Origin of the sequence: Fodinicola feengrottensis, from assembly GCF_010993775.1 — a bacterium.
GTDB classification, from domain to species: Bacteria; Actinomycetota; Actinomycetes; order Mycobacteriales; family HKI-0501; genus Fodinicola; species Fodinicola feengrottensis.
Genome location: NZ_WOTO01000005.1, coordinates 162,444 through 184,593, shown reverse-complemented (window position 1 = coordinate 184,593; position 22,150 = coordinate 162,444). Strand labels below are relative to the sequence as shown.

Below are 22,150 nucleotides of genomic sequence, written 5' to 3'. Positions count from 1 at the left end.
TGTTTCGTACGAGAGCGGTTAGTTGGTGGCCGGCGGCGTGACGCTGGTGTACGTCACGGACCCGTACTCCCGGCAGGTGCCTCCGCCCTGGACCTTGCCATTGAGGGGGATCGGGTCGCCTGCCTTGGTGCAGTTGATCCGGATGGCCAGCACGTGCGGCTTGGTCCCGTCCTGCCCACCGGCCTTCGCCGTGGTGAGAACCAGCGCCGGGTCGAACTTGAACGGGAGCTCGAACAGGTTGTCCAACGCCTGCGTCCACTTCGGGACACCATCGACGAGGATCTCGATGGTGCCAGTGTCCTTCTGCGGATTCGTGATGTCGATCTGGGGCACGGTGTAGACACCGCCCTTGACCGGCACCAGGGTGGCCAGGTCGCGGGGGTCGGTGGTGACGGCGCTCTGCTGGCCGTTGTTGGCGTGGGCAGCCAGCTGGGTGGACGCGTTCGCGACGACGGGCGCCTTGCCGCTGGGCGTGGCGCTGGGCGCGGGCGCGGCCCCGTCGGGGGGTATGCCGGCCTTGTCGAGCCGCCGGTTGGCCGCCGCTGCCGCCGACTGGGCGGCCTGTACGGCCGCCGCCGACTGGCCGGCGGCGTCCTCGGCCGCCTTCTGCGCGGCACTGTCGATCGCCGGTTTGGCCAGCAGGAACCAGGCCGCCGCCGCGAGGAGGATGATCAGCGCCAGGATCGCGGCCACCCACTTGAGGATGTTCCGCGGCAGGATCGCCACCTGGAGCATGTTCGCGTCGAGCACGATCGGCGCGCCGTCGCCCGGCGACACCATCACCTGGAACGGCCGGGTGATCGGCTGTCCCCGCCAGTACGCGCGGCGGGCCCGTACGTCGATCGCGGAGAACAATGCCTGCCCGGGCTGCACGGTCAACATCGATGGGCGCGGCCGTACGGTCAACTGCCCGTCCGGGTCGCCGCCGGAAAGCTCGACATGGACGGGCACGTTGCCGGTGTTGTCCACCGCCACCTCGTGCCGGGCCCGCCGGCGTCCCCTCGACGTACGCGGACTGATCTCCGCGGTCGTCTGGAAGAACGGGCGGATCCGGACCAGGCCCTCCACCGCGGTGGCCGCCGCCGGGTTCTCGGCCGGCAGCACCCGTACGGCGTAGGGGACCTCACCGGCCGGCACCCGGGACGAGCGGGGCGGGGAGAACGTCACCGAGACCTCGGCGTCGTTGTCCGGGTAGATGTTGACCACCGCGGGTTCGATCGTGGCCCAGCCGGCCGCCGGCCCCACCACTTCGAACCTGTATTGCTCGATGATCGGGCTGCTGTTTCGGATGGTCACACCGCATGAGGCGGTGGCGCCCGGCTCGATGTCCAGAGTCGGCGCGTCTAGGGTCGCGTGGGTGCTCACGAAGGGCACCGTAGGGGGTAACCGCCGCCCGGGCACGTCTCAAGTGGGAACACCTTCGGGCAACAACAACCGCACTTTAAGGGCACCTTAACCGTCACGAGGATGCTGACGGCACAACGTTGGTGTCACCCGTGTGACCCCCTTCTGGCAGGTGGTTTAGATGATGGAACGGCTCGCGGTCCTCCTCCACGCGCGTGATCCGATCTCGTACGCGGGCATCAGGGGGCAGCTGGCACCCCGCCCGGAGGTCCGGATCGTCAGCAACGACGACGAGTGGGAGTCCGCGACGGTCGCGCTGGTGGTCACCGACCGGATCGACGAGGCGGCCATCCGGGCGCTGCGTGGGCTGCGGTGTGCCGGGGCATCAACCGGCTGGTCATCGTGGCCACCCAGATCGACGAGTCCGAGCTGGTAGCGGTGGTGGAGATCGGCGTCGCCGGGCTGGTACGACGCACCGACGCCACCGCCGACCACCTGGTCAAGGTGCTCAAGTCGGCCGCCGCCGGTGACGGCGCGGTGCCGCCGGACCTGCTCGGTAGGCTGCTCAACCAGGTCGGGCAGCTGCAGCGACAGGTGCTCGGCCCGCGCGGACTCACCTTCTCCGGCCTCGCCGAGCGGGAGGTCCTGGTGCTGCGGCTGGTGGCGGACGGACTCGACACCGAGGAGATCGCGCAGAAACTGTCGTACTCCCAGCGGACCGTCAAGAACGTGCTCCACGACGTGACCAGCCGGTTGCACCTTCGGAACCGCTCGCACGCGGTGGCGTACGCGCTGAAGCACGGCTTGATCTGAACGTTCATTAAGGCAGGGAGCGGTGCCCGATCGGGCACCGCTCCCTGCCCGATTCTCTGGCCAGCGTCCGGTGTCCCTGGACCGCTGGCCACGCAACGGTGGACACCGGTGCCGTCCGGGGTTGCCGACGACGAGGAGATGGGTTCCGACTGTGGCGAAGAAGGACACTGCCGTTCGTACTCGAACGAGAGTGGCGGCAGTGCTGGTCCTGGCGATGGTGGCCGCGCTGACGCCCGCGTCCGTCGCACAGGCGCAGTCGCGTCCCGGAGGTCCGCAGCACAACGCCTACGGCGACCTGCTCGCGTACGCCGGCGGCGGCAGCCCGACGCTGGCCAGCGGGTCCACCCACGCGAGCGTGCTGCCCGCGGCCCTCGCCGACAGCAGCGCCGACGACCCGAGCGCGGCCGGCTCGGCGCTGGTCTGGATCACCCACACCCCGGCCACCGGCGGCTCAAGCGAGACCGACGGCGACGTCATGTACTGGGCCGGCGGCACCGCCGCGCCCGTACGGCTGACCAACGACTCGTACGTCGACGAGCACCCCGCGCTCTCCCCGGACCACAAGACCGTCGCCTTCGCCTCCAACCGGGACGGCCAGTTCGACATCTGGCTGGTCGACACCAACGGCACCAACCTGCGCCGACTGACCACCAGCCAGGGCAACGACGACTGGCCGAGCTTCGGCCCCAACAGCGACCGGATCGCGTTCGCCAGCACCCCGGGACGACCCGTACGGCGACATCTACACGGTGTCCACCGCGGGCGGAGCCGTGCACCGTGTCACCACCGAGCCGACCTCCGAAGGCGAGCCGGCATGGTCACCGGACGGCCGCACGATCGCCTTCAGCACCGACCGCTTCCGCAGCAGCTTCAGCGACAAGGCGCATTCGGACGTCATGCTGGTCCCGGCGGCCGGTGGCCCCGAGACCCGGTTGACCACCAGCATCGACTCCGGCGAGCCAGCGTGGTCGACGACGGACGGCACGCTGGCCTTCGTCAGCCGTACGGCGGACACCGGCGGGGACATCTACACCATGAAGCCGGGCCAGCAGAGCGCCACCGCGCTCGCGGTCGGCCCGGAACCGGACTCCCGGCCGACCTGGTTCACCGCCGGCGGCGCCGCCTCTGTCGTCTACGGCAGCATGCACACCAGCACCGACTCGGACATCTGGACCGTGGACCAGTACAGCCAGGACCCGGCCGGCAGCCAGCGGCGGAACCTGACCGCCACCCCGGGCACCGCCGAGTCCGATCCGTCTTTCTCGTACGACGGCACCCAGCTCGCCTTCACCCAGACCAACAGCGGCGGCCAGAGCCGCATCGTGCTGGCCAACAGCGACGGGACCGGCATCCGGGCCCTGACCGCGTTCACGTTCGACCAGTACGACTCGCAGCCGGAGTGGTCGGCGGACGGCAAGCTGGTCGCCTTCACCCGCCGGACCGGCAACGGGGACGGCAGCCACACCTTCATACGGATCGCCGAGGTCGGCGGGTCCGGCCGGCAGTGGCAGGTCCCGCAGACCGGCACCGGGAACTTCTACGACGACCACCCGACGCTCTCGCCGGACGGCACCACGATCGCGTTCCGCCGCTACCTGAACGGCCAGTCCCGGATCTATACGGCCGCTCTCACGCACAACTCGGACGGCTCAGTCGACATCGCCGAGCCGCAGCTGTTGCTGTCCGACGATTCGCACGAGGACTGCGGCGGCCAAGGGCCGATCGGCGACTCCGACCCGCAATACCAGCGCAGCACGTTCCAGACGCTGATCGCTTTCGTCGCCGAGAGTGGGCACCGCATCTGCGCGTACGACCCGAGCCTGCCCAGCGGAGCGCGGATCACCACCATGGGCCGCCCAACGGCGGACGGCAACCTGTCCGAGCCGGCGTGGACCGGCAGCCTGCTCGCCTTCACTCTGACGCCCTCGATCAACACCCTGGCCGCCCGGATGGCCGCAGCGGCCAAGCCGAAGGCCGAGCAGGTGAACGCCGACTCGTCGCTGTGGATCGTTTTCGGCGCCGAGCGCAACCACACGCCGACGCAGCTGCTGTCCGCGCCGGGTGGGGTCGACCACGCGAGCTTCCAGTCGATGAGCGGCGACGTGTCGCTCTCGGTCAGCTCCTCGCCGGAGCCTGCCAACCCCGGTGACCAGGTGCAGCTCACGTACAAGGTCACCAACAACTCGGCCCTGCCGGTCCCGCACACCTGGTTGCGGATGGACCTGCCGCCCGGTCTGCCAGTACGGTCGGTCACCCCGCAACCGGCCTGCCAGACCGACGGCACCGCCTGCGTGATCACCAACCTGGCCGCCAAGGGCTCCTTCACGGCGCAGGTGACAGTGACCGCGGCACAGGCGACGGCCGGCCGGGCCAGCGGCACCGTACAAGCGCAGTATCCGGACGGCGTCAGCGCCGAGACCCAGACCGCGGACATCCTGGTGACGCCGTCGACCGACTATCGCCTCTCGTACGCCAGCAATGACGCGGCGAACCTCTTCTACGCGACACCCGGCACCCCAACCAGGACGCCCGCGCTGACTGGTACGGCCGGGCTGTACGGCACCGACGTCAGCGCCAACGGCACCGCGCTGACGTGGGTGAGCAGGGCCGCCGCGAGCGGCAGCGCGAACGTCGGCGGCTCGCTCACGTACGCCGCCGACGCGGGGTCGGCCCCGGTCAAACTGAGCACCGACACGTCGTCGTACCGCCATCCCGTGCTGTCGCCGGACGGCAAGCGGATCGCCTTCTCGTCCAACCGCAGCGGCCAGTTCAACATCTGGGTCGTCAACATCGACGGCAGCGGGCTGATGCGGATCACCACCGGCTCCAACGACGACTGGCCGGCCTGGTCGCCGAACGGCCAGAACATCGCCTTCAGCAGTACGCGTACGGATGCGGCCGGCGACATCTATGTCACGCCGGCCGCCGGCGGCGCGACCACCCGGCTCACCTCGTCGGCCGGCATCGACATCCAGCCGGCGTACTCCCCCGACGGCACCCGGATCGCCTTCGCCACCACCCGGTTCCGCGGCGGCGCCACCAGCGGGCCGACCGATGTCGCGATCATGCCGGTCGTGGGCGGGGTGGCCACCCGAATGACCAGCGCGACGGACTCCAGCCGGCCGGCGTGGTCGCCGGACGGGACCCAGATCGCGTACGTGACCACCCACGACGACGGCGCCGGCGACATCTACGCGCTCAAGCTCGGCACCACCACCCCGGCCAAGGTCGCCACCCGGTCGGACACCGCCGAGACGAGCCCCACCTGGTGGACTCCCACCAGTGGCGCCCAGCCGGCCGTGCTTTACTCCGCCCTGACCAACGGCAACGACAGTGACATCTGGAGCAGCGCGCTCAACGGCGCCGGCCGGATCGACCACTCGGCCCGGCCCGGCCTGGACGAGAACGAGCCGGCGTACAGCAAGGACGGCAGGAAGCTCGCGTACACCGAGTTCGACTCGACGGGAGACAGCCGGATCGTGCTCGCCGCCGCCGACGGCAGCGGCGCGAAACCGCTGGCCGACTTCGGCGACACGCTGCTCAGCGACAGCTCACCGACCTGGTCGCGGACGGCAAGATGCTTGCCTTCACCCGGACCCGCTACACCGTCTCGTCCACCGGCGAGTACACGACCGCGGATTCCTGGATCGTGATCATGCGAGTCGACACGACTCCGGTGGTGCTCCTGGACCGGCTGCCGCTGCCGGCTGGGACCACCGGCTTCGACGCCGATCCAGCCTGGTCCTCGACCAACCCCAACCAGCTCGCACTGGCCCGGTACGCCAATCCCAACCAGTTCGGGAGCAGCGCGGACGTCTGGTTGGCGACGCTGGCCATCACCAACACCACCGCCACCGTCACCAGCCAGCACAGGCTGACCACCTCGGACACCCAGTGCGGCACCGCCCGGAACTACACGCCGGCGTGGTCACCGGACGGCAAGCAGCTCGCGTACGTCGCGCTTCGTCTCGGCGGGCGAGGGCAGCTTCACCCAGCTCTGCGCGATCGGCGCCTCCGGGTCTAACGACCGCAAGGTGCTTGACGACAACAGCAACGGCACCACGATCTCCGTCGCCGACCCGGCGTGGTCACCGGACGGCAATTACATCGCCTTCGGATCGTTCATCCAGGGGTCGGACCTCGCCGCCGCCGCCAAGCCGGCCACGACCAAGTCACGTACCACCAGGCGGGCCGCGGCCAAGCCGGCCGCCGCCCCGGGCGCCGCCAAGCCAGCCGCCGCGCAGGCGAGTCAGGTTTCCGGTAACGACACGATCATGCTGGTGAACGCCACGGGTGGGCCGGGCGTCCAGGTTCTCGGTACGCCCGGTGGCGCCGCCGAGCCGGCGTTCGAGCCGAAGGCACCCGATGACGTCGTCCCGCCGAACACCGTCGGGCTGGGCGTCTCGGCCACGCCGCAGCCGGGGTACGTGGGAGGGCCGGTCGTCGCGGTGACGTACACGGTCACCACAACCAACACACGACGCTCCGGTGCTGAACCCGGTCGTCGCCACCGGCCTGCCCACCACGCTGCCAGTTGCCTCGGTGAAGCCGTCGACGGTTTGTAACGCGACCGCGACAACCTGCACGCTGCCGACCATCCCGGCCTTCGGCAAGTCCACCTTCACAGTCAACCTGACCCCGGCGGCCGCGGTGAACGCGCAGGTGACGGGCAAGCTGTCGTACAACTTCACGGGCAGCCCGACGGCCAGCACGAGCAAGACCGTGCCGCTGGTGGTGATCGGCCCGAACCTGAAGACCGTCCCGTCGGTCGGCCCACCCGGGCTGGACCCGGTGGCCACCGGCAGCGGCTTCCCGCCCAACACGCAGTTGCTGGTGACCTGGGACAGCGGAGTCAAGATGCCGCCGTCGAAGGTCACCACGGACGCCAAGGGCACGTTCCGGATCCCGGTCCTGGTCCCGTACCACGACTGGCCGGGCAAGCGGAAGGTCACCGTCACCTTCGTCAAGACCGGCCAGACCATCACACCGACACAGGCCGGCTACATGGTCGGCGGCGTGCCGAACTTCCCCGGTGTCGACTAACCCTCAGGAGACAACGCGATGATTCACGAGGTCGATGAGGCTCTGCGTGAGCTGGTACGCAGCAGGGCGTTGCCGGGCAACGAGGTGGAGGTGGCGTTCGAGGCGCCGACCAAGGACTGGGCGGCCCGGCGGAACGCGCCGACCGTCAACATCTACCTGTACGACATCCGCGAGGACATGCGCAAACGGTCCCGCGGCATGATCAACGCGTACGACGACCTCGGCAAGATCGAGTCCCGGCATATGCCGCCCCGGCACATCAAGCTGTCGTATCTGCTGACCGCCTGGACCCAGCGGCCGGAGGACGAGCACCGGCTGCTGTCCGCACTGCTGACCAGCCTGCTCAGTTACGAGGAGATGCCTCGCGAGCTGCTGACCGGATCGCTCGCCCAGATCGGCCGGCCGGTCGCGGTGACGGTGGCCCTACCGCCGCCCGAGGACCGCTCTTTCGCCGACGTGTGGACGGCCCTTGGAGGTGAGCTGAAGCCCTCGCTCGACGTGGTGATCAGCGCGCCGGTGATGGCCGGCCGGTCTTCCAGGCCGCCCAGACCGCGACCGCCGGTATGTCGCTCGTCAGCACCGACACCGAGACCGGCGAGTCCGACGACCCGCTGCGCCACCTGGTGGAATACCCCACCGAGGAGGAGATCGCGGCGGCCGCCGGCAGCACCATCGCCGGCACCGTGGTCCGGTCCGGCCGCGGCGGTGGTCGTACGACCGGCGCAGGCGCGACCGGCGGCGGTAGGGACGGCGGCGGTAAGGGCGGCGGTGGTTCCGCTGGGGATGGCGACTCCGGTACGACCGACGGCACTGGTGGGGCTGGTGGACTCAGTGGGCTGGGCGGGGCGGTGCCGGTGCGCGTACGGGCAGTGGCCATCCGGCCGGGATTCCCGGGGTGCCCGGCGAGCCCAGCTATGGCGAGCCCGGCCCCGGTGGCGCACCCACACCGCGGATCGCGATCCGACGGCGGATGCGGATCGGTCAAACGGCGGCGAACCCGGCCGGTGGCATCTCCAGGGGCGGCACCTCAAGGGCAGCGCTTCCAAAGACAGCACTTCTAAAGACGGCACCTCTAGAGACAAGGGAACTGAGAAGAAGTGACGACGGCACAGTCCGTCCTGGACCGGTTGGCGGTCCTGGAAGGCCGGGTCCGGCAGGTGCTGGCGGCCCGACAGGCCGCCGATCCGCGCGCCGATGACGCTTTTCGCGGTCTGTATCTGTCGGACGAGATGATCGAGACGCTGCTGGAGGAGCCGCGCGGCCCGCTGACCGGCGGTGAGCCGACCGGCCCGCCCAGCCACCGCCGATCCCAGCCGGCTTGGCCGGCTGGCCGCCGGAGCCCAGCTGTCCGAGCTGGACACCGAGCTGTTGCTGATCGCGGTGGCGCCGGACGTGGACAGCCGGTTCGAACAGTTTTTCGGTTATCTCAACGATGATGTGACCCGCCGCCGGGCCACCGTCGGCCTCGCGCTGCGGCTCTGCGGGCTGCCGGAGAACTCGGCCATTGGCCGTACCCGGCTGACCGGGCGACGCGCCGCTGATGCGTACTGGTCTGGTCGCCGTCGAGGACACCGACCGGCCGCTGCTGAGCCGGCAGCTGCGGGTGCCCGATCGGGTCGCCGCTTACCTGCTTGGCGACGACCGGCCCGACGCCACCCTGACCTCGGTGTGCTGGCCGGACGACTTGGCCGACCTGCCGGCGCTGCCCGGTGCCACCGAACTCGCGCGGGCGCTGCGGGCCGGAACTTCGTTGACGTACCTGCGAGAACTCGCCGGCGGCAGCGGGCTGGCGCTGGCCGCGGCCGCGCTGGCGCTGGCCGGTCGGCCGCCGCTGCCGATCAACCTCGAGGTGCTGGAGAGCGGTGAGTCGGACGGCTCCACCCTGCGCGGCCTGCTGGTCGAGGCGCTGCTCACCGGCGCCGGCATCATCGCCGGGCCGCTGGGCACCGACGGCGGCCGCGCCCTGCGGGTCACCGTCGAGCTGATGGTGCGAGCCGCCGTGCCGCTGATCGTGTTCGGCCCGAGCCCGAGCCGGTGGGATCCGCGCTGGTCCGACCGGGCGCCGCGGCGGGCGGACGCCGCGCGCGGTCGGTCCGGCCCTACGGGACGAGCTGTGGCACGGCGGCCTCGACGGCAGCCTCGCCGTCGGGGTGGAGCCGACCGACGTGACCGCGCAGTTCATCCTCTCTCCCGTGCAGATCCGCCGGGCGGCCGCGGCGGCGCGTACGCTCGCGGTCGCCGACGGCGACAGCGGCGTACAAGCGGCCCACCTGCGTCAGGGCGCCCGCGACCAGAACGCGGCCGGCCTGGAGCGGCTCGCCCGCCGGATCGAGCCGGCGGTCGGCTGGGCCGACCTGGTGCTGCCGGACCAGGTGGCCGGCCAGCTCGGCGAGCTGTCCGCTCGGGCCCGGCACCGCGAGCGTGTGCTCACCGACTGGCGGATGCGGCCAGGTGGCGGCCGCGGCCGCGGGGTCACCGCGCTGTTCGCCGGCGACTCCGGCACCGGCAAGACGATGTCGGCGGAGGTGATCGCGGGCGACCTCGGGCTCGACCTCTACACCGTGAACCTCGCGACCGTGGTCGACAAATATGTCGGTGAGACCGAGAAGAACCTGGAGCGGATCTTCACCGAGGCGGCCGGCGTCAACGGCGTACTGCTTTTCGACGAGGGCCGACGCGATTTTCGGCAAGCGTTCGGAAGTACGGGACGCGCACGACCGCTACGCGAACATGGAAAGCGCGTATTTGTTGCAGCGCATCGAAACCTTCGACGGCCTCGCCATCCTCGCCACCAACCTGCGGGCCAACCTGGACGAGGCCTTCACTCGCCGACTGGACATCGTGGTCGATTTCCCGGTCCCAGACGAGCCGCTGCGCCGCGCGCTCTGGGACGCCTGTCTCGGTCGTACTCTGCCCCGTTCGTCCGATGTGGACCTGGACTTCCTCGCCGCTTCCTTCGAACTGGCCGGCGGGCACATCCGGTCGGCCGCCGTCACCGCCGCGTACCTGGCCGCCGAGGCCGACCGCTCGGTGAGCATGGCCGACCTCGCCGGCGCGGTCGCCCGGGAATACCGCAAGCTCGGGCGGCTGGTGCTGGAACGCGAATTCGGAAAATACGTCGGAGTCCTGTCCGGGCGCAGTCAGAGCGCCTTCTGAGATTTATTGATCTTGGTTGGTCGGTCCGTACGAAACGGATAATCCGGACCGGCGTCCGCTATCGGTGGGCCGACTAACCAAGCGCCACCCGATCTGGGTGGAGGCCCACTTCACCAGGGGACTGCGACAGCGCCGTAGCGGCTGGCGAGGTGGATCTACGTGGAGTGCGGGTGCCTTCCCGGGCCATCCGGGAAGGGGTGACGGAAGGCTTGACAGGGGTCAACTCGCGATCCTTGACAGATCACGCTATGAAACCGCAGCGTCCCGTGTGTTTGCCGGCGACCGCGGGTGCCCGGCCGGGTCGGGCGGCGTCGGGTGGGGCGATGGCGGTGCCCTATGGGGCACAAAGTGGTTCCCGGATACCCATCCTGTTGGTCGTGTCACCGGCCCCGTACGAAGACGAGGATTCCTACGGAGAACAAAAACCCTCGACCGGGAGGCTCGATGCCCACCTATCTGTCCCCAGGCGTGTACGTGGAGGAGGTCGACTCTGGTTCGCGCCCGATTGAGGGCGTAGGAACCGCAGTCGCCGCCTTCGTCGGCTTCGCCGCCCAGGGTCCCTTCAACACCCCGACGCTGGTGTCGAACTGGACGCAGTACGTCCAGAACTTCGGCGACTTCGTCGAGGGGACCTACCTCGCTCAGTCCGTCTACGGCTACTTCCTCAACGGCGGCGGCAACTGCTACGTGGTCCGCATCGGTGGTGAGGCCGCGAACGGCAAGGCCGCGCTGCCGGCCGGCCCGCAGGCTCAGCTCGGCGCCTACCAGGTGGTCGGCAGGGAGCTGACCGCCGGTGGCGGCGGCGACATCAGCGTCGTCGAGGTCGGCCCGGCGACCGGGGAGAACCCGGCCGACGACCGCTTCACGCTGAACGTCAAGCGTGGCAACAAGGTCGAAGAGACCTTCGAGAACGTCACCACCAAGCGTGGCAAGGACAACGTCGTCACCGCGGTACGCGAGCGGTCGAAGTTGATCACCCTGACCGAGCAGAACACCGGCCCCGGTGTGGTCGCCAAGCCCGCCGGCAGCGCCACCCTGAAGCCGCCGCCCACCCCGGAGCCGGTGCCCGAGCGGGTGAACGCCATGGACTACGTCGGTGACGTGTCCGCGCGGACCGGTTTCGGTGGCCTGGAGACGATCGAAGAGATCACCATGGTCGCGGCGCCGGACCTGATGACCGCGTACGAGCGTGGCGCCATCGACGGCGAGACGCTGAAGGCCGTTCAGCTCGGCATGATCGCGCACTGCGAGCTGATGGGCGACCGGGTCGCGATCATCGACCCGCCGCCGAACCTGAACGTCCAGGAAGTGCGTAACTGGCGGGTGAACGAGGCCGGCTACGACTCCAAGTACGCCGCGCTCTACTACCCCCTGCCCAAGGTGCTGAACCCGGCCAACGGCAAGAACGAGTTCATCCCGCCGAGCGGCCACGTGGCCGGTGTGTGGGCCCGCAGCGACGACGAGCGCGGGGTGCACAAGGCGCCGGCGAACGAGGTCATTCGCGGCGCGGTGTCGCTGCAGACCTCGATGACCCGGACCGAGCAGGAGCTGCTCAACCCGATTGGCGTCAACGCGATCCGGTCGTTCCCGGGCCGTGGGGTACGCATCTGGGGTGCTCGTACGCTCTCGTCCGACCCGGCGTGGCGCTACCTGAACGTCCGTCGCCTCTTCAACTACCTCGAAGAGTCGATCCTGGGCGGCACCCAGTTCGTCGTCTTCGAGCCGAACGACGACGCACTGTGGGCCCGGATCCGTCGTACGATCGCCGCTTTCCTGGTGAACGAATGGCGCAAGGGCGCCCTGTTCGGCCTGACGCCGGACGAGGCCTTCTACGTCAAGTGTGACCGGGAGACCAACCCGGCCGAGGGCATCGACGCCGGCCAGGTCGTCTGTGAGATCGGCGTCGCGCCGGTCAAGCCCGCCGAGTTCGTGATCTTCCGGCTGGCCCAGTTCTCCGGTGGCACCAGCCTGGTGAACGAGTAACCGACCGCGCATCCGATTTTGGAGTAAGGAGAATCCACCATGGCACTACCCGATCTCGACAGAGCGGTCGGTTGGTCGTTCGGCCTGGAAATCGACGGCATCCAGGTGAAGGAAATTCAGGAGATCAGCGGCCTGAAGATGGAGCAGGACGTCATCGAGCTGAAGCACAACTCGTCGGCGGACGGCAAGTACGTCAACAAGAAGATGCCGGGCCGGGCGAAGGCGGGCGAGTTCACCGTCACCCGTGGCCTGTCCGACGACTCCTCGTTCGAGAAGCTGATCAAGGATGCCCGGCTGGGCAACATGGGATCGGCTCGTAAGAACGGCGCAGTCGTGGTCTACGACTACCAGGGCGCGGCGATCAAGCGCTACAAGATCACCGCACTGTGGGCCAAGAGCCTGGAAATCGGCTCGCTGAAGGCCGGCGGAACCGACGTGCTGACCGAGAAGCTCACGCTGACCTACGAAACAATGGAAGTGGAGTAGCGCGATGCGCCGCACCATGGTCCTCCCGGACGCCGCCGCGGTGGCGGCGGCGTCCGGGGCCCCGCCCGCCCGGCCCAGCCGCCGAGGCGGCTCCGCCGGCAGCCGCACAGACGCTGCGCGCACCGAGTTCGCGTTCGAGTTGCCTCGCGGCTACGTCGACGACGACGGCAAGGTGCACAAGCACGGCGTCATGCGGCTGGCGACCGCGCGGGACGAGCTGTTCCCGTTGCGCGACGACCGGGTTCGGGAGAACCCGGCCTACCTGACCGTGGTGCTGCTGGCCCGGGTGATCACCCGGCTCGGCGACATCACCGACGTACACGCCATGATCATGGAGGACCTGTTCGCCTCCGACCTGGCCTTTCTGCAGGATCTCTACCGGCGGATCAACAGCGAGGGCCACACCCCGCCGCGGTCACCTGCCCGGAGTGCGAACACCGGTTCACCGTCGACGTGGCAGGTGGGCGCCTGGGGGAATCGTGACGTACGCGACCGACCGGCTGCACGAGGAGATCGCGTACGTCGCGTCGCGTACCACTTCCACTGGTCGTGGGAGGAAATCCTCGATATGGAACACCCTGACCGTCAGCGGTTCGTGGCGGAGATCGCCCGCATCAACACCAGGATGAGCGAGAGTCGGTAGCAACCATGTGGCCATGGTCGTCACGCGTCCAGCGGACCGCCCAGGAGGTAACTCCGGGCGGTCCGGCGGCGCCACCAGCGAGTCAACCGGAGCCGGCGCCGTTCCGGGCCGCCGAAGCCGGCGACTGGCAGGCGATGGCGCCGATGGGGCGTACGTTCTCGGCGCACCCGCTGGTCAACCCGGTCCAGCGGTTGACCGACAACCTGACCAGCTGGCGCGATCCCACGTACCTCGCGCCGCTGGGCCACAGCATTGACCCCGGGTGGCCCGTCCGGGGTCATCCCGGCGTCCCTGACCCCGCCGCCGCAGCTGCCCACCTCGCCGCAGGACATGCCGTTGGCGACGCCCGCGCCGAGCCAGCCGGAGGCTCGTCGCGGCGGCGCTTTTTCACCGCTATCCAGCGAATTTTCGGTGGCGATGCCACCGCACCCCCTCGTCCGACCGTCGCCCGCTCGGTGCAGACGCCGGCCGACCCCGTTTTCGCTGACGCGCCCACCGCGTCGGCCGGTTCCACCGCGCCGACCGTCGGCGCGAGCCCGCAGGCGATGATGCCGGTCCTGGACCAGGCGCCGGCTCAAGCCGCGCAGCCGACCAGCCACCCCGACCTGGTGCTCGCCACCCCGGTCCAGCGGGCCGAGTCGCTCACCACTTCGACGTACCAGCCACCCACCCGGACGCTGACCGTACTGCCCGCCCCCCCGACCCCGCGCCAGTGGTCTCGCGAGCCGTCGCGGACCCGGGAGCTGACCTGCTCGGCGATCCGGTTTCGTTGGCGGACAACCAAAATCTCCCCGAAGCAGCCCAGGACTCGGCCGTGCCGACGCTTGGGTACGACACCGACTCCACGCCGGCCGACCAGCCGGCAGCGCCAGCGCCGACCACCAGTGCGCCCGGATCGATGCCGGGCATGCCGGTCGTACCAGCGGTCCAGCGGGCCGTCGACGACAACCCCCCGACACCCGCCGGGAGGCGCGTAGGGCTGGGCCCCGCGTTGAGCGGACCCAGTGCGAGCAGCCGGCCGACCGCGCAACGCGCCGCCGACTCCCCCCTCCTTGCCGCTGGCTGCCCAGCCGGCACCGGACGAGGCGCCGACCGTTCAGCCCACGCTCGGGTATCAGCCACCGGTGTCCGGCCAGTCGGCCGGATCGACTCCGGTCGCGCCTTCGGTCCAGCGGGCCAGCGCCGCGGGTACGACCAGCCGCCGACCCGGCCTCGGTGCGCCACTGAACCAGGTGGGCGACGCCGCCGCTGGACCGGGGCCGGCGCGCTGGGCGGCTCCCCTGACCTGCCGCTCTCGGTGTCCCGGGCAGCGGACGGTGTCGGCTCGGTGGCCGGCCCGAAGTCCTTCTCCGAAATCGCCGCCGCGGCCGTCCAGCGGGCCGCCGCCGACGAGTCCGGCGACCCGGCGTTTGACAACGCGGCTTTGGACAGCGCGGCTTTGGACAGCGCGGCTTTGGACAGCGCGACCGACGAAGGCGCCCAACACCCGCCGGAAGTCGGCGCCCCGCCGGCGCTGCCGGTGGCTCCGACGCTCAACTCCAGCCAGCTCTCGGATCCGGCACCGGCCCGCGACCTCGCGCCGATGCCGGTCCAGCGCGTTCCGGCCGCCGGCTCGGATCCGCTGGTCACCCGCCCACCGGCGGACCGCCCGACGGTCGGCGCCACCGAGTCCACGATGTCCACAGTGGACAGTGGCCCGACGCTGTCGTACGCCAGCGGCTCCGCTCGTACGACGCCATCGGGTCCCGATCCGTTGGCCGGCCTGCCGGAGCTGCCGGTCGTCCAACTCGCCGCGGACGGCTCGTACCGCCCGGCCACCAGCAGCAGCACCGCCGCGACCTCGGCCACCCAGACCCTCGGCTCGACTGGAACGAGCGGTACTGGCGGCATAGACCTGGCCACCAGCACTGACCTCACCGCCAGCACCGACTTCAGCGCCGACAGTGGTGCGGCCTCTTCCGGCAGCAGCGACCTCCCGCTCGCCGCCGGTGAGCTGACCAGCAGCCCATCCGGCGGCCCTTCCGGCGCCGGTGCGCGGTCGCTGATGGAGAACCTGCCGGTGGTTCAGCTGGTCGGCGACCGCTCGCCGATCCCGGTGCTGCCGACCGCGGCTACCACCGCCGGCGCCGGCGCGACCGGCCCGGTCGCCGTACCGGCCACCAACAGCTGGAGCGCCAGCGCACCACCGACGGTGGTCTCCCGGGCCATCTCCTCCACGGTTCCCACTCCACCCGCGACCCCGAGTGCCGCGAGCAACGGCGCAAGGCAGGCGACCAACCGGCAGGAGGGGCTCCCAAACGCGGCTCCGGTCCAGCGGTCCGCCACCTTCGACCTCCCGACCGCCCCGATCGCCGGTCCCGCCGACACCATCTCGGCCCCCAGCGGACCCTTCGGCGGCACGGCCAGTCCAGCGCAGGCGCCAGCGAGTACGGCGGTGCAGCGGGCCAGTGGCCTGCCGGAGCTGACACTGCCGCCGGTGGCGCAACTCGCGTCGGCCGGGTCGGACGGCGGTGCGGCAACCGGAGCCGGTACGCCCGGACGGCGGCCAGCCGGGGCCCAGCCGCTGGTGTTGCCGCCGACCCCCAGGAGCAGCTGACCGCGCAGATGGTGCAGCGGTTCGCGGCCGGGCCGGAGCCGGTGGTGCAGACGTACCCGACCGAGACCATGACGGTGCAGGCCGCCGACGCCGGCCCGGCCCCGGGCGGCGGCACCAACTCCGGCCGGCGGCGCACCAGCGGCGCATCCGGCCGCCGGCGCCCAGCCACCGGAGGAGCTGCTGAAAACGCTCTTCGATCCGCTGTTGCGCCGGCTGAAGGCCGAGCTGCGGCTGGACCGCGAGCGTCGCGGCCTGATCACCGACACCAAGCGTTGACCACGAGGAGACTGAACGATGGCTGATGATGTAGAGGCCCCGGTAGCGGTCTGTTTCGTGGTGAAGATCGACGACCAGAGCCTGGGTACGTTCGACAGCTGCGACGGCCTCGGCATGGAGTTCGTGATGGAGACCCGCGAGGAGGGTGGCCAGAACGGCATGGTGTGGCAGCTGCCCACCCGGATCAAGTGGTCGAACGTGAAGCTGACCCGGCCGGTGAGCAAGGACACCGAGAAGGTGACCAAGTACTTCGCCGCGATGGCCGCTGGTTTCCAGCGCAAGACGGCCGTCATCGAGGCTCGTACGCTGCACGGCGAAGTGGTCACCAGCTGGTCGCTGGCCGGGGTGATCCCGGTCAAGTGGAGCGGCCCGCAGCTGGGCATGGACAACAACAAGATCGCGATGGAGACCCTGGAGCTCGCGCACCACGGTTTCCTCGGCACCTGACCGGGCAGGGATAAATCATGAGTTCACCAGTCACCTTCAGCTCGCCCGGCACGCCGGCGGCCAGTACGTACGGCTCGACGCCGCCGGACAAGCTGATGCACGCCAGCCTCATCGTGATGGAGCCGCCGGCGTCCGCGACAACCGGCGAACCGGGCGCCCAGATCGACGAGATCAAGTTCCAGTTCAACCCCAAAGAGCTGTCGCTGACCAAGACGGCGAAGTGGAAGCGCAGCGACCAGCGCAACGCGAAGAAGAGCGCGCCGCCGGAGTTCACCGGATCGGACCCGGCCAAGCTGCAGCTGGAGATGTTCCTGGACGGCACCGAGAAGATGGACGACTCGGTGGTCAAGACCGTCGAGAAGCTGTTCCAGTGCTGCGTACCGACCGCGAAAAGCAACAGCAACACCAAATCCTCGCCGCCGTGGGTGAAGTTCGTCTGGGGCGGGATGCACAGCTTCCCGGGCGCGATCACCACGGTGACGGCGAAATACACCCTGTTCAGCTCGAGCGGCACCCCGATCCGGGCGCTGTGCACGCTGACCCTGGAGGAGATCTCCGGCACCACGCCTGCCAGAACCCCACCTCCGGGTCGCTGGCCGGCCGGGACGTACACACCACCACGATTGGCGACACGCTCGCCTCGGTCGCCTACTCGGCGTACGGGAACCCCGAGCTCTGGCGTGACCTGGCCGAGGCCAACAACATCGACAACCCGATGGCGTTGCGGCCGGGCACCCGGCTGCTCATCCCCGCGCTTGAGGACCTGAACGTGGGTGGCCGTGGCTAACGAAAGTTTCGCCAACGCGCTGGTCGTCGAGGTCAACGGCGCCAAGCTGCCGGCCGACGTGGCCAGCATGATGGTGATGGCGTACGTGGACGACAGCCGCAACGTGCCGGACCTGTTCGTGCTGCGCTTTCGCGACCAGGACCAACTGGTGCTGCAGAAGGGCAAGTTCCAGATCGGCGTGCCGATCAAGCTCTCGGTGCAGACCGCCGACCCGAGCGGCCCGCTGCCGCTGTTCGACGGCGAGTGCACCGCGATCGAACTGGACGCGGACGTCACCGGCACCTTCACCGAGGTCCGCGGCTTCGACAAAGCGCACCGGCTGACCCGAGGGCGCCGGGTCGTCGCGTACCCGAACATGACCCTCAGCGACATCGTCAACAAGGTCGCCAGCCGGGCCCAGATCCCGGTCGGCAAGATCGACCCGGTGAGCGGGTTCGGCGGCGACCCGAACTCACAGGTCACCCAGGACAACATCAACGACGCCGAGTTCCTGCAGCGACTGGCCGACCTGGTCGGCGCGCAATACACCGTGACGGACGGGAAGCTGACCTTCAAGCTGCCCGAGCCGCCCAGTGACGCGCCCGACAAGACCGCGAAGTCGACCACCAACCCGCTGGTGCTGGAGCTCGGCCGCAACCTCGACTCGATCCGGGCCACCATCACCGCCGCCGAGCAGGTGCCCCAGGTGGAGGCGCGTGGCTGGGACCCCAAGACGAAGCAGGCGGTCACCCAGCAGGCGCCTCCCAAGTTGGCCGGCACCGAGGTCTCCGGGCTGGATCCGGTGGCGCTGGCCGGCAAGGTCGGCAGCCCGCCGATGCTGTCCGCCAACCCGGCACTGCGCAACCACGGCCTGGTCAAGGCCAGCTCGGACGCGATGGCCGCGCAGTTCGGCAACGCGTGCGCCGAGCTGCTGGAGGGCGTCGCCAAGGGCAACCCCAAGCTGCGGGCCGGCGAGGCCGTGTCACTGGGCAACGTGGCGGCGCAGTTCGCCGGCAAATACACCCTCACGAGTACGAGGCACCTGTTCAGCCCGGAGGTCGGCTACACCACCGCCTTCACCGTGTCGCACCGCGAGGACCGGTCGTTCTACGGCCTGACCTCGGGCGCTGGCGGCGGCGCGAACGGCGTCACCGGGCCGGTGCCGGCGATCGTCAGCGACATCAAGGACCCGGACAAGGTCGGCCGGGTCAAGGTGACCTATCCGTGGCTGTCCGACGACTACACCAGTGGCTGGGCTCGTACGGTCCAGGCCACCGGCGGCAACACGTACGGCTCGGTGTTCCTGCCGGAGGTCGGCGACGAGGTGCTGGTGGACTTCGAGAACGGCGACTTCGACTACCCGTACGTGCTCGGCGGCCTCTACAACGGCAAGGACGCGATGCCCAAGCTCGCGACCGACCCGGTGGACAGCGCGGCCGGGCAGGTCGGCGTCCGGGCCCTGGTGTCGCGTACGCACCATCGGCTGGAGCTGATCGACAAATCGGACGTGGACGCGATCCTGCTGTCCACCGGCGACGACAAGCTGCTGATCAAGCTCGACCACAAGAACCAGAACATCGAGGTCACCAGCAGCAAGTCGATCGCGATCACCGCGAAGAACGGCATCAAGATCGACTCCGGTACCGGTCCGTTGGAGATGAAGGGCCAGAAGGTCACGGACGTCGACCACCGACGTACAGGTGGACGCCAACGCCGCGATCAAGATGAAAGCCACCGGCCCGGCCAGCCTGGAGGGCGCCACCATGAAGGTCGCTGGCACCGCCACCGGCGAGGTCTCGGCCGGCGCGATGCTCACCGTCAAGGGCGCCATGGTCAAGATCAACTAGGTCCGTCAACCCATATTTCCCAGCGAGAAAGAGAAAAAGCCATGCCACCAGCGGCGCGAGTCGGGGATCTCACCCCGCATCCAGGCGTCGTCACCGGACCTGGGGTGCCGACGGTGCTGATCGGCGGTATGCCGGCGTCCGTCATGGGCGATCTGCACACGTGTGCGTTCCCGCCACCGGCGGTGCACCCGCCGACCCCGCTCATTCCGCCGTGCTGCCCGACCGTGCTCATCGGCGGCAAACCGGCGGCACGGGTCGGCGACATGTCCGGCTGTGGCGCGCCGATCCTGCCGCCAGGCTGCCCGACCGTGATGATCGGCTGAGGGGCCTGACATGCGACACGAGTTCATTGGCGCCGGCTGGGCCTTCCCGCTGCACACCGACGCGACCGGTTCGATGGCGCTGGTCGCCGGCGACCGCGAGGTGGCCGAGGCGATCCGGCTGATCCTCGCGACGATGCCGGGCGAGCGCCCGATGCGGCCGGCTTTTGGCTGCAACATCCACGACCTGGTGTTCGCCCCGGCGGACGCGGCGACCGCCGGGCAGATCGCGTACGAGGTACGGGTCTCACTCGACCGGTGGGAGCCGCGGATCCTGCTGGACGACGTGGTCGTCAGCTTCGACCGGGTCGACGAGGGCATGCTGCTGATCGACATCCGCTACCGGCTGCGGGACAGCAACGACCCACGCAACCTGGTTTTCCCCTTCTACACCATTCCCGCCCACGACGGACCGGACGGCATCGCGGCCGAGCAGCGCCCGGCCGAGATCGCCGCCGCCACCGACGCGGTGGCGCTCAGCAAGGGAGACGCGTGATGGCGCTGCCCACCCCCAACCTGGATGACCGCCGGTTCCAGGACCTTGTCGACGAAGCGAAGCGGATGGTGCAGCAGCGCTGCCCGGAGTGGACCGACCACAACGTGTCGGACCCGGGTGTCACGCTGATCGAGACCTTCGCCTTCATGGTCGACCAGCTGCTCTACCGGCTGAACCGGGTGCCGGACCTGCACTATCTGAAGTTCCTGGACCTGATTGGCGTGCAGCCCTTCCCGCCGACCGCGGCCGTCGGCGACGTGACCTTCTGGCTCTCAGCCGCCCAGGAGAACCCCATCCGGGTGCCGGTCGGTACGCAGGTTTCCAGCGTACGCACCGAAATCGAGGACTCCGTCGTCTTCACCGTGACCAAGAAGCTGGACATCGTGCCCAGCAGCCTGGTCCGGTTGGCGTTGGCCGCGCCCGGCAACACGCCAGTGGACCGCACTGACGAGCTCGCCGACTCCGGCTCGATCCCGGTCTTCTCACCGGTCCCGCAGGTCGGCGACACGGGTGGATGTTCGGGCTGTCCAACGCGGTGCCCAGTTGCGCGGTGCTGATCCGGGTGGAGGCGCAGGCCGAGGGCGTCGGCGTCGACCCGCGGGACCCACCGTGGATCTGGGAGGCGTGGAACGGCCAGGGCTGGACGGTCTGCGAAATCGACTGGGACACCACTGGCGGGTTCAACAAGCCCGGCGACATCGTCCTGCACGTGCCTTCGACGCACACCCCGTCGGTGGTCGGCCGGGCCCGCGCCGGCTGGCTGCGCTGTCGCGTACTGGAGGCCGAGGAAGGCCAGCGGTTCTATTCCAAGCCGCCCAAGCTGTTCAGCGCGTCGGTCAGCACCATCGGTGGTACGGCCGCCGCCGCGCACGCGGACATCATCGTGAACGAGGTGCTCGGCGAGTCCAACGGCACGTCCGGCCAGCGGTTCACCTTTGGCCGGCAGCCACTGGTGGCCCCGGAGGGCCCGATGACCGCCGAGGTCTCCGGGCCGGAGGGCTGGCAGGAGTGTGCAGGTCACGTCCTTCGCCGAGTCCAAGGCCACCGACCGGCACTTCACCCTCGACCCGGTCGGCGGCGAGCTGATGTTCGGGCCAGCGATCCGGCAGCCGGACGGCGGCATGGTGCATTACGGCGCGGTGCCGCCCAAGAGCTCGGTCATCCGGGTGCCCGAATACCGTACGGGTGGCGGCCGGGACGGCAACGTGGCCCGCGGCATGCTGCAGGTCCAGCGTGAGCCGATCCCGTTCGTGAGCAGTGTCATCAACCGGCGGCCGGCGATTGGCGGAGTGGACGCCGAGTCCGTCGAGGACGCCGCCATTCGCGGACCTTTGTTGCTGCGTACGAAAGACCGGGCCGTCACCGCCGAGGACTACGAGGCGCTGGCGATCGAGGCCGCGCCGGACGCGGCCCGGATCCGCTGTGTACCGGTCGAGGAGGCCGGCACCGCCGTCCGGGTGCTCGTCGTACCAGCCGTCGGGGACACCACGGACCTGCGCTTCGCCGACCTCAAACCCAGCAACGAGCTGCTGACCCGGATCGGCGCGCACCTGTCCGGCCGGCGCTGCGTCGGCGCCCGAGTGGCCGTCGAGCCGCCGTTCTACCAGGGCGTGACGGTGGTGGCGCAGCTGACGGCGACCACGCGAGCGTCCGCGGACGCGCTGCGGGCCCGCGCCATTCGTACGCTCGACACGTACTTCAACCCGATCACCGGCGGCGCCGACGGCCGCGGCTGGCCGTTCGGTCGGCCCGTCCAGGCCGGCGAGGTCTTCGCGGTGCTGCAGCGGCTGCGCGGGGTGGAGCTGGTGGAAGGCGTCCAGCTGTTCGCCGCCGATCCGGTGACCGGCGACCGCGGCGACCCGCAGCAGCGTATCGACCTGGCCGCGAACGGGCTGGTCTTCTCGTACCGGCACCAGATCCGGGTGCGGTGACGC

Annotated in this window: 23 protein-coding genes and 1 pseudogene; 22 read left to right on the top strand and 2 right to left on the bottom strand. The window is 70.0% G+C overall.

All coding sequences use genetic code 11. The features are described from left to right. Positions 1 to 18: 18 nt before the first annotated feature. Positions 19 to 1,365: a COG1470 family protein gene (locus tag GNX96_RS06480; protein WP_163567382.1), complete on the bottom strand. Its 1,347-nt coding sequence runs from the start codon at positions 1,363 to 1,365 to the stop codon at positions 19 to 21. A 160-nt stretch (positions 1,366 to 1,525) separates the two neighbouring features. Here GNX96_RS06480 and GNX96_RS49400 point away from each other — a divergent pair, with 160 nt between their 5' ends. After that, positions 1,526 to 1,780 carry a hypothetical protein gene (locus tag GNX96_RS49400; protein WP_279579553.1) on the top strand — a complete coding sequence of 85 codons (255 nt, stop codon included), beginning with the start codon at positions 1,526 to 1,528 and terminating at the stop codon, positions 1,778 to 1,780. Continuing rightward, complete coding sequence (locus GNX96_RS06475; protein WP_279579552.1) at positions 1,747 to 2,157, top strand: helix-turn-helix transcriptional regulator; 411 nt, start codon at positions 1,747 to 1,749, stop codon at positions 2,155 to 2,157. Before GNX96_RS49400 ends, GNX96_RS06475 begins: the two co-directional genes overlap by 34 nt. A gap of 285 nt (positions 2,158 to 2,442) precedes the next feature. On the opposite strand, the gene GNX96_RS49395 is transcribed toward GNX96_RS06475, so the two are convergent. Further along, positions 2,443 to 2,874, bottom strand: coding sequence for a hypothetical protein (locus tag GNX96_RS49395; protein WP_279579551.1), 432 nt, complete (start codon positions 2,872 to 2,874; stop codon positions 2,443 to 2,445). Between the two features lie 32 nt (positions 2,875 to 2,906). Between GNX96_RS49395 and GNX96_RS06465 the strand changes: the two genes are divergently transcribed. The 20 genes and pseudogenes from GNX96_RS06465 (at position 2,907) to GNX96_RS49360 (ending at position 22,147) form a co-directional block, all read left to right on the top strand. After that, positions 2,907 to 5,810, top strand: a complete 2,904-nt coding sequence (locus GNX96_RS06465; protein ID WP_163567381.1) for a DUF11 domain-containing protein — start codon at positions 2,907 to 2,909, stop codon at positions 5,808 to 5,810. Then, a complete protein-coding gene (locus GNX96_RS06460; RefSeq protein ID WP_163567380.1) occupies positions 5,735 to 6,181 on the top strand; it encodes a TolB-like translocation protein in 447 nt (148 codons plus the stop codon). The genes GNX96_RS06465 and GNX96_RS06460 overlap by 76 nt, the downstream gene beginning before the upstream one ends. A 10-nt stretch (positions 6,182 to 6,191) precedes the next feature. Next, the gene (locus GNX96_RS06455; protein ID WP_163567379.1) at positions 6,192 to 6,722 is read left to right on the top strand and encodes a PD40 domain-containing protein; all 531 of its coding nucleotides are present in this window, start codon (positions 6,192 to 6,194) and stop codon (positions 6,720 to 6,722) included. Beyond that, the gene (locus GNX96_RS06450; RefSeq protein WP_163567378.1) at positions 6,646 to 7,200 is read left to right on the top strand and encodes a hypothetical protein; all 555 of its coding nucleotides are present in this window, start codon (positions 6,646 to 6,648) and stop codon (positions 7,198 to 7,200) included. Before GNX96_RS06455 ends, GNX96_RS06450 begins: the two co-directional genes overlap by 77 nt. A gap of 18 nt (positions 7,201 to 7,218) precedes the next feature. Next, positions 7,219 to 8,301, top strand: coding sequence for a DUF4255 domain-containing protein (locus tag GNX96_RS49390; protein ID WP_279579550.1), 1,083 nt, complete (start codon positions 7,219 to 7,221; stop codon positions 8,299 to 8,301). 174 nt (positions 8,302 to 8,475) lie between these two features. Then, a pseudogene (locus GNX96_RS62700) lies at positions 8,476 to 8,625 on the top strand (hypothetical protein); the annotation flags it as partial. Positions 8,626 to 8,740: 115 nt separating this feature from the next. Then, the gene (locus GNX96_RS49380; protein ID WP_279579601.1) at positions 8,741 to 9,799 is read left to right on the top strand and encodes a hypothetical protein; all 1,059 of its coding nucleotides are present in this window, start codon (positions 8,741 to 8,743) and stop codon (positions 9,797 to 9,799) included. Further along, positions 9,714 to 10,433 carry an AAA family ATPase gene (locus GNX96_RS49375; protein ID WP_279579594.1) on the top strand — a complete coding sequence of 240 codons (720 nt, stop codon included), beginning with the start codon at positions 9,714 to 9,716 and terminating at the stop codon, positions 10,431 to 10,433. The genes GNX96_RS49380 and GNX96_RS49375 overlap by 86 nt, the downstream gene beginning before the upstream one ends. Before the next feature lie 367 nt (positions 10,434 to 10,800). Further along, positions 10,801 to 12,339: a phage tail sheath family protein gene (locus GNX96_RS06435; RefSeq protein WP_163567377.1), complete on the top strand. Its 1,539-nt coding sequence runs from the start codon at positions 10,801 to 10,803 to the stop codon at positions 12,337 to 12,339. A gap of 39 nt (positions 12,340 to 12,378) precedes the next feature. Next, positions 12,379 to 12,825 carry a phage tail protein gene (locus GNX96_RS06430; RefSeq protein WP_163567376.1) on the top strand — a complete coding sequence of 149 codons (447 nt, stop codon included), beginning with the start codon at positions 12,379 to 12,381 and terminating at the stop codon, positions 12,823 to 12,825. Positions 12,826 to 12,829: 4 nt separating this feature from the next. Continuing rightward, entirely contained in the window at positions 12,830 to 13,468 is a 639-nt protein-coding gene (locus GNX96_RS06425; protein WP_279579548.1) for a DUF6760 family protein, read from the top strand. 5 nt (positions 13,469 to 13,473) lie between these two features. Further along, positions 13,474 to 14,445 carry a hypothetical protein gene (locus tag GNX96_RS49370; RefSeq protein WP_279579547.1) on the top strand — a complete coding sequence of 324 codons (972 nt, stop codon included), beginning with the start codon at positions 13,474 to 13,476 and terminating at the stop codon, positions 14,443 to 14,445. Between the two features lie 14 nt (positions 14,446 to 14,459). After that, a complete protein-coding gene (locus tag GNX96_RS06415) occupies positions 14,460 to 16,064 on the top strand; it encodes a hypothetical protein (RefSeq protein WP_279579546.1) in 1,605 nt (534 codons plus the stop codon). A gap of 8 nt (positions 16,065 to 16,072) precedes the next feature. Continuing rightward, positions 16,073 to 16,366, top strand: a complete 294-nt coding sequence (locus GNX96_RS06410; protein WP_163567374.1) for a hypothetical protein — start codon at positions 16,073 to 16,075, stop codon at positions 16,364 to 16,366. Next, the gene (locus tag GNX96_RS06405; protein WP_163567373.1) at positions 16,359 to 16,787 is read left to right on the top strand and encodes a phage tail protein; all 429 of its coding nucleotides are present in this window, start codon (positions 16,359 to 16,361) and stop codon (positions 16,785 to 16,787) included. Before GNX96_RS06410 ends, GNX96_RS06405 begins: the two co-directional genes overlap by 8 nt. Before the next feature lie 17 nt (positions 16,788 to 16,804). Beyond that, positions 16,805 to 17,554: a CIS tube protein gene (locus tag GNX96_RS06400; RefSeq protein ID WP_279579545.1), complete on the top strand. Its 750-nt coding sequence runs from the start codon at positions 16,805 to 16,807 to the stop codon at positions 17,552 to 17,554. Between the two features lie 12 nt (positions 17,555 to 17,566). Continuing rightward, positions 17,567 to 19,723, top strand: coding sequence for a VgrG-related protein (locus GNX96_RS06395; protein ID WP_279579544.1), 2,157 nt, complete (start codon positions 17,567 to 17,569; stop codon positions 19,721 to 19,723). A 10-nt stretch (positions 19,724 to 19,733) separates the two neighbouring features. Further along, entirely contained in the window at positions 19,734 to 20,216 is a 483-nt protein-coding gene (locus GNX96_RS06385) for a GPW/gp25 family protein (protein WP_163567371.1), read from the top strand. After that, positions 20,216 to 20,773 carry a putative baseplate assembly protein gene (locus GNX96_RS49365; protein WP_279579543.1) on the top strand — a complete coding sequence of 186 codons (558 nt, stop codon included), beginning with the start codon at positions 20,216 to 20,218 and terminating at the stop codon, positions 20,771 to 20,773. Before GNX96_RS06385 ends, GNX96_RS49365 begins: the two co-directional genes overlap by 1 nt. Positions 20,774 to 21,226: 453 nt before the next feature. Next, a complete protein-coding gene (locus GNX96_RS49360) occupies positions 21,227 to 22,147 on the top strand; it encodes a putative baseplate assembly protein (RefSeq protein ID WP_279579542.1) in 921 nt (306 codons plus the stop codon). Positions 22,148 to 22,150 lie beyond the last annotated feature (3 nt).

Coding starts and splice junctions, on each gene's coding strand:
- GNX96_RS49400 (WP_279579553.1), top strand. CDS start 1,526: ATGATGGAACGGCTCGCGGTCCTCCTCCACGCGCGTGATCCGATCTCG.
- GNX96_RS06405 (WP_163567373.1), top strand. CDS start 16,359: ATGGCTGATGATGTAGAGGCCCCGGTAGCGGTCTGTTTCGTGGTGAAG.
- GNX96_RS06410 (WP_163567374.1), top strand. CDS start 16,073: ATGGTGCAGCGGTTCGCGGCCGGGCCGGAGCCGGTGGTGCAGACGTAC.
- GNX96_RS49380 (WP_279579601.1), top strand. CDS start 8,741: ATGCGTACTGGTCTGGTCGCCGTCGAGGACACCGACCGGCCGCTGCTG.
- GNX96_RS06460 (WP_163567380.1), top strand. CDS start 5,735: ATGCTTGCCTTCACCCGGACCCGCTACACCGTCTCGTCCACCGGCGAG.
- GNX96_RS06400 (WP_279579545.1), top strand. CDS start 16,805: ATGAGTTCACCAGTCACCTTCAGCTCGCCCGGCACGCCGGCGGCCAGT.
- GNX96_RS49365 (WP_279579543.1), top strand. CDS start 20,216: ATGGCGCTGCCCACCCCCAACCTGGATGACCGCCGGTTCCAGGACCTT.
- GNX96_RS06385 (WP_163567371.1), top strand. CDS start 19,734: ATGCGACACGAGTTCATTGGCGCCGGCTGGGCCTTCCCGCTGCACACC.
- GNX96_RS49390 (WP_279579550.1), top strand. CDS start 7,219: ATGATTCACGAGGTCGATGAGGCTCTGCGTGAGCTGGTACGCAGCAGG.
- GNX96_RS06430 (WP_163567376.1), top strand. CDS start 12,379: ATGGCACTACCCGATCTCGACAGAGCGGTCGGTTGGTCGTTCGGCCTG.
- GNX96_RS49370 (WP_279579547.1), top strand. CDS start 13,474: ATGTGGCCATGGTCGTCACGCGTCCAGCGGACCGCCCAGGAGGTAACT.
- GNX96_RS06425 (WP_279579548.1), top strand. CDS start 12,830: ATGCGCCGCACCATGGTCCTCCCGGACGCCGCCGCGGTGGCGGCGGCG.
- GNX96_RS06435 (WP_163567377.1), top strand. CDS start 10,801: ATGCCCACCTATCTGTCCCCAGGCGTGTACGTGGAGGAGGTCGACTCT.
- GNX96_RS49375 (WP_279579594.1), top strand. CDS start 9,714: ATGTCGGCGGAGGTGATCGCGGGCGACCTCGGGCTCGACCTCTACACC.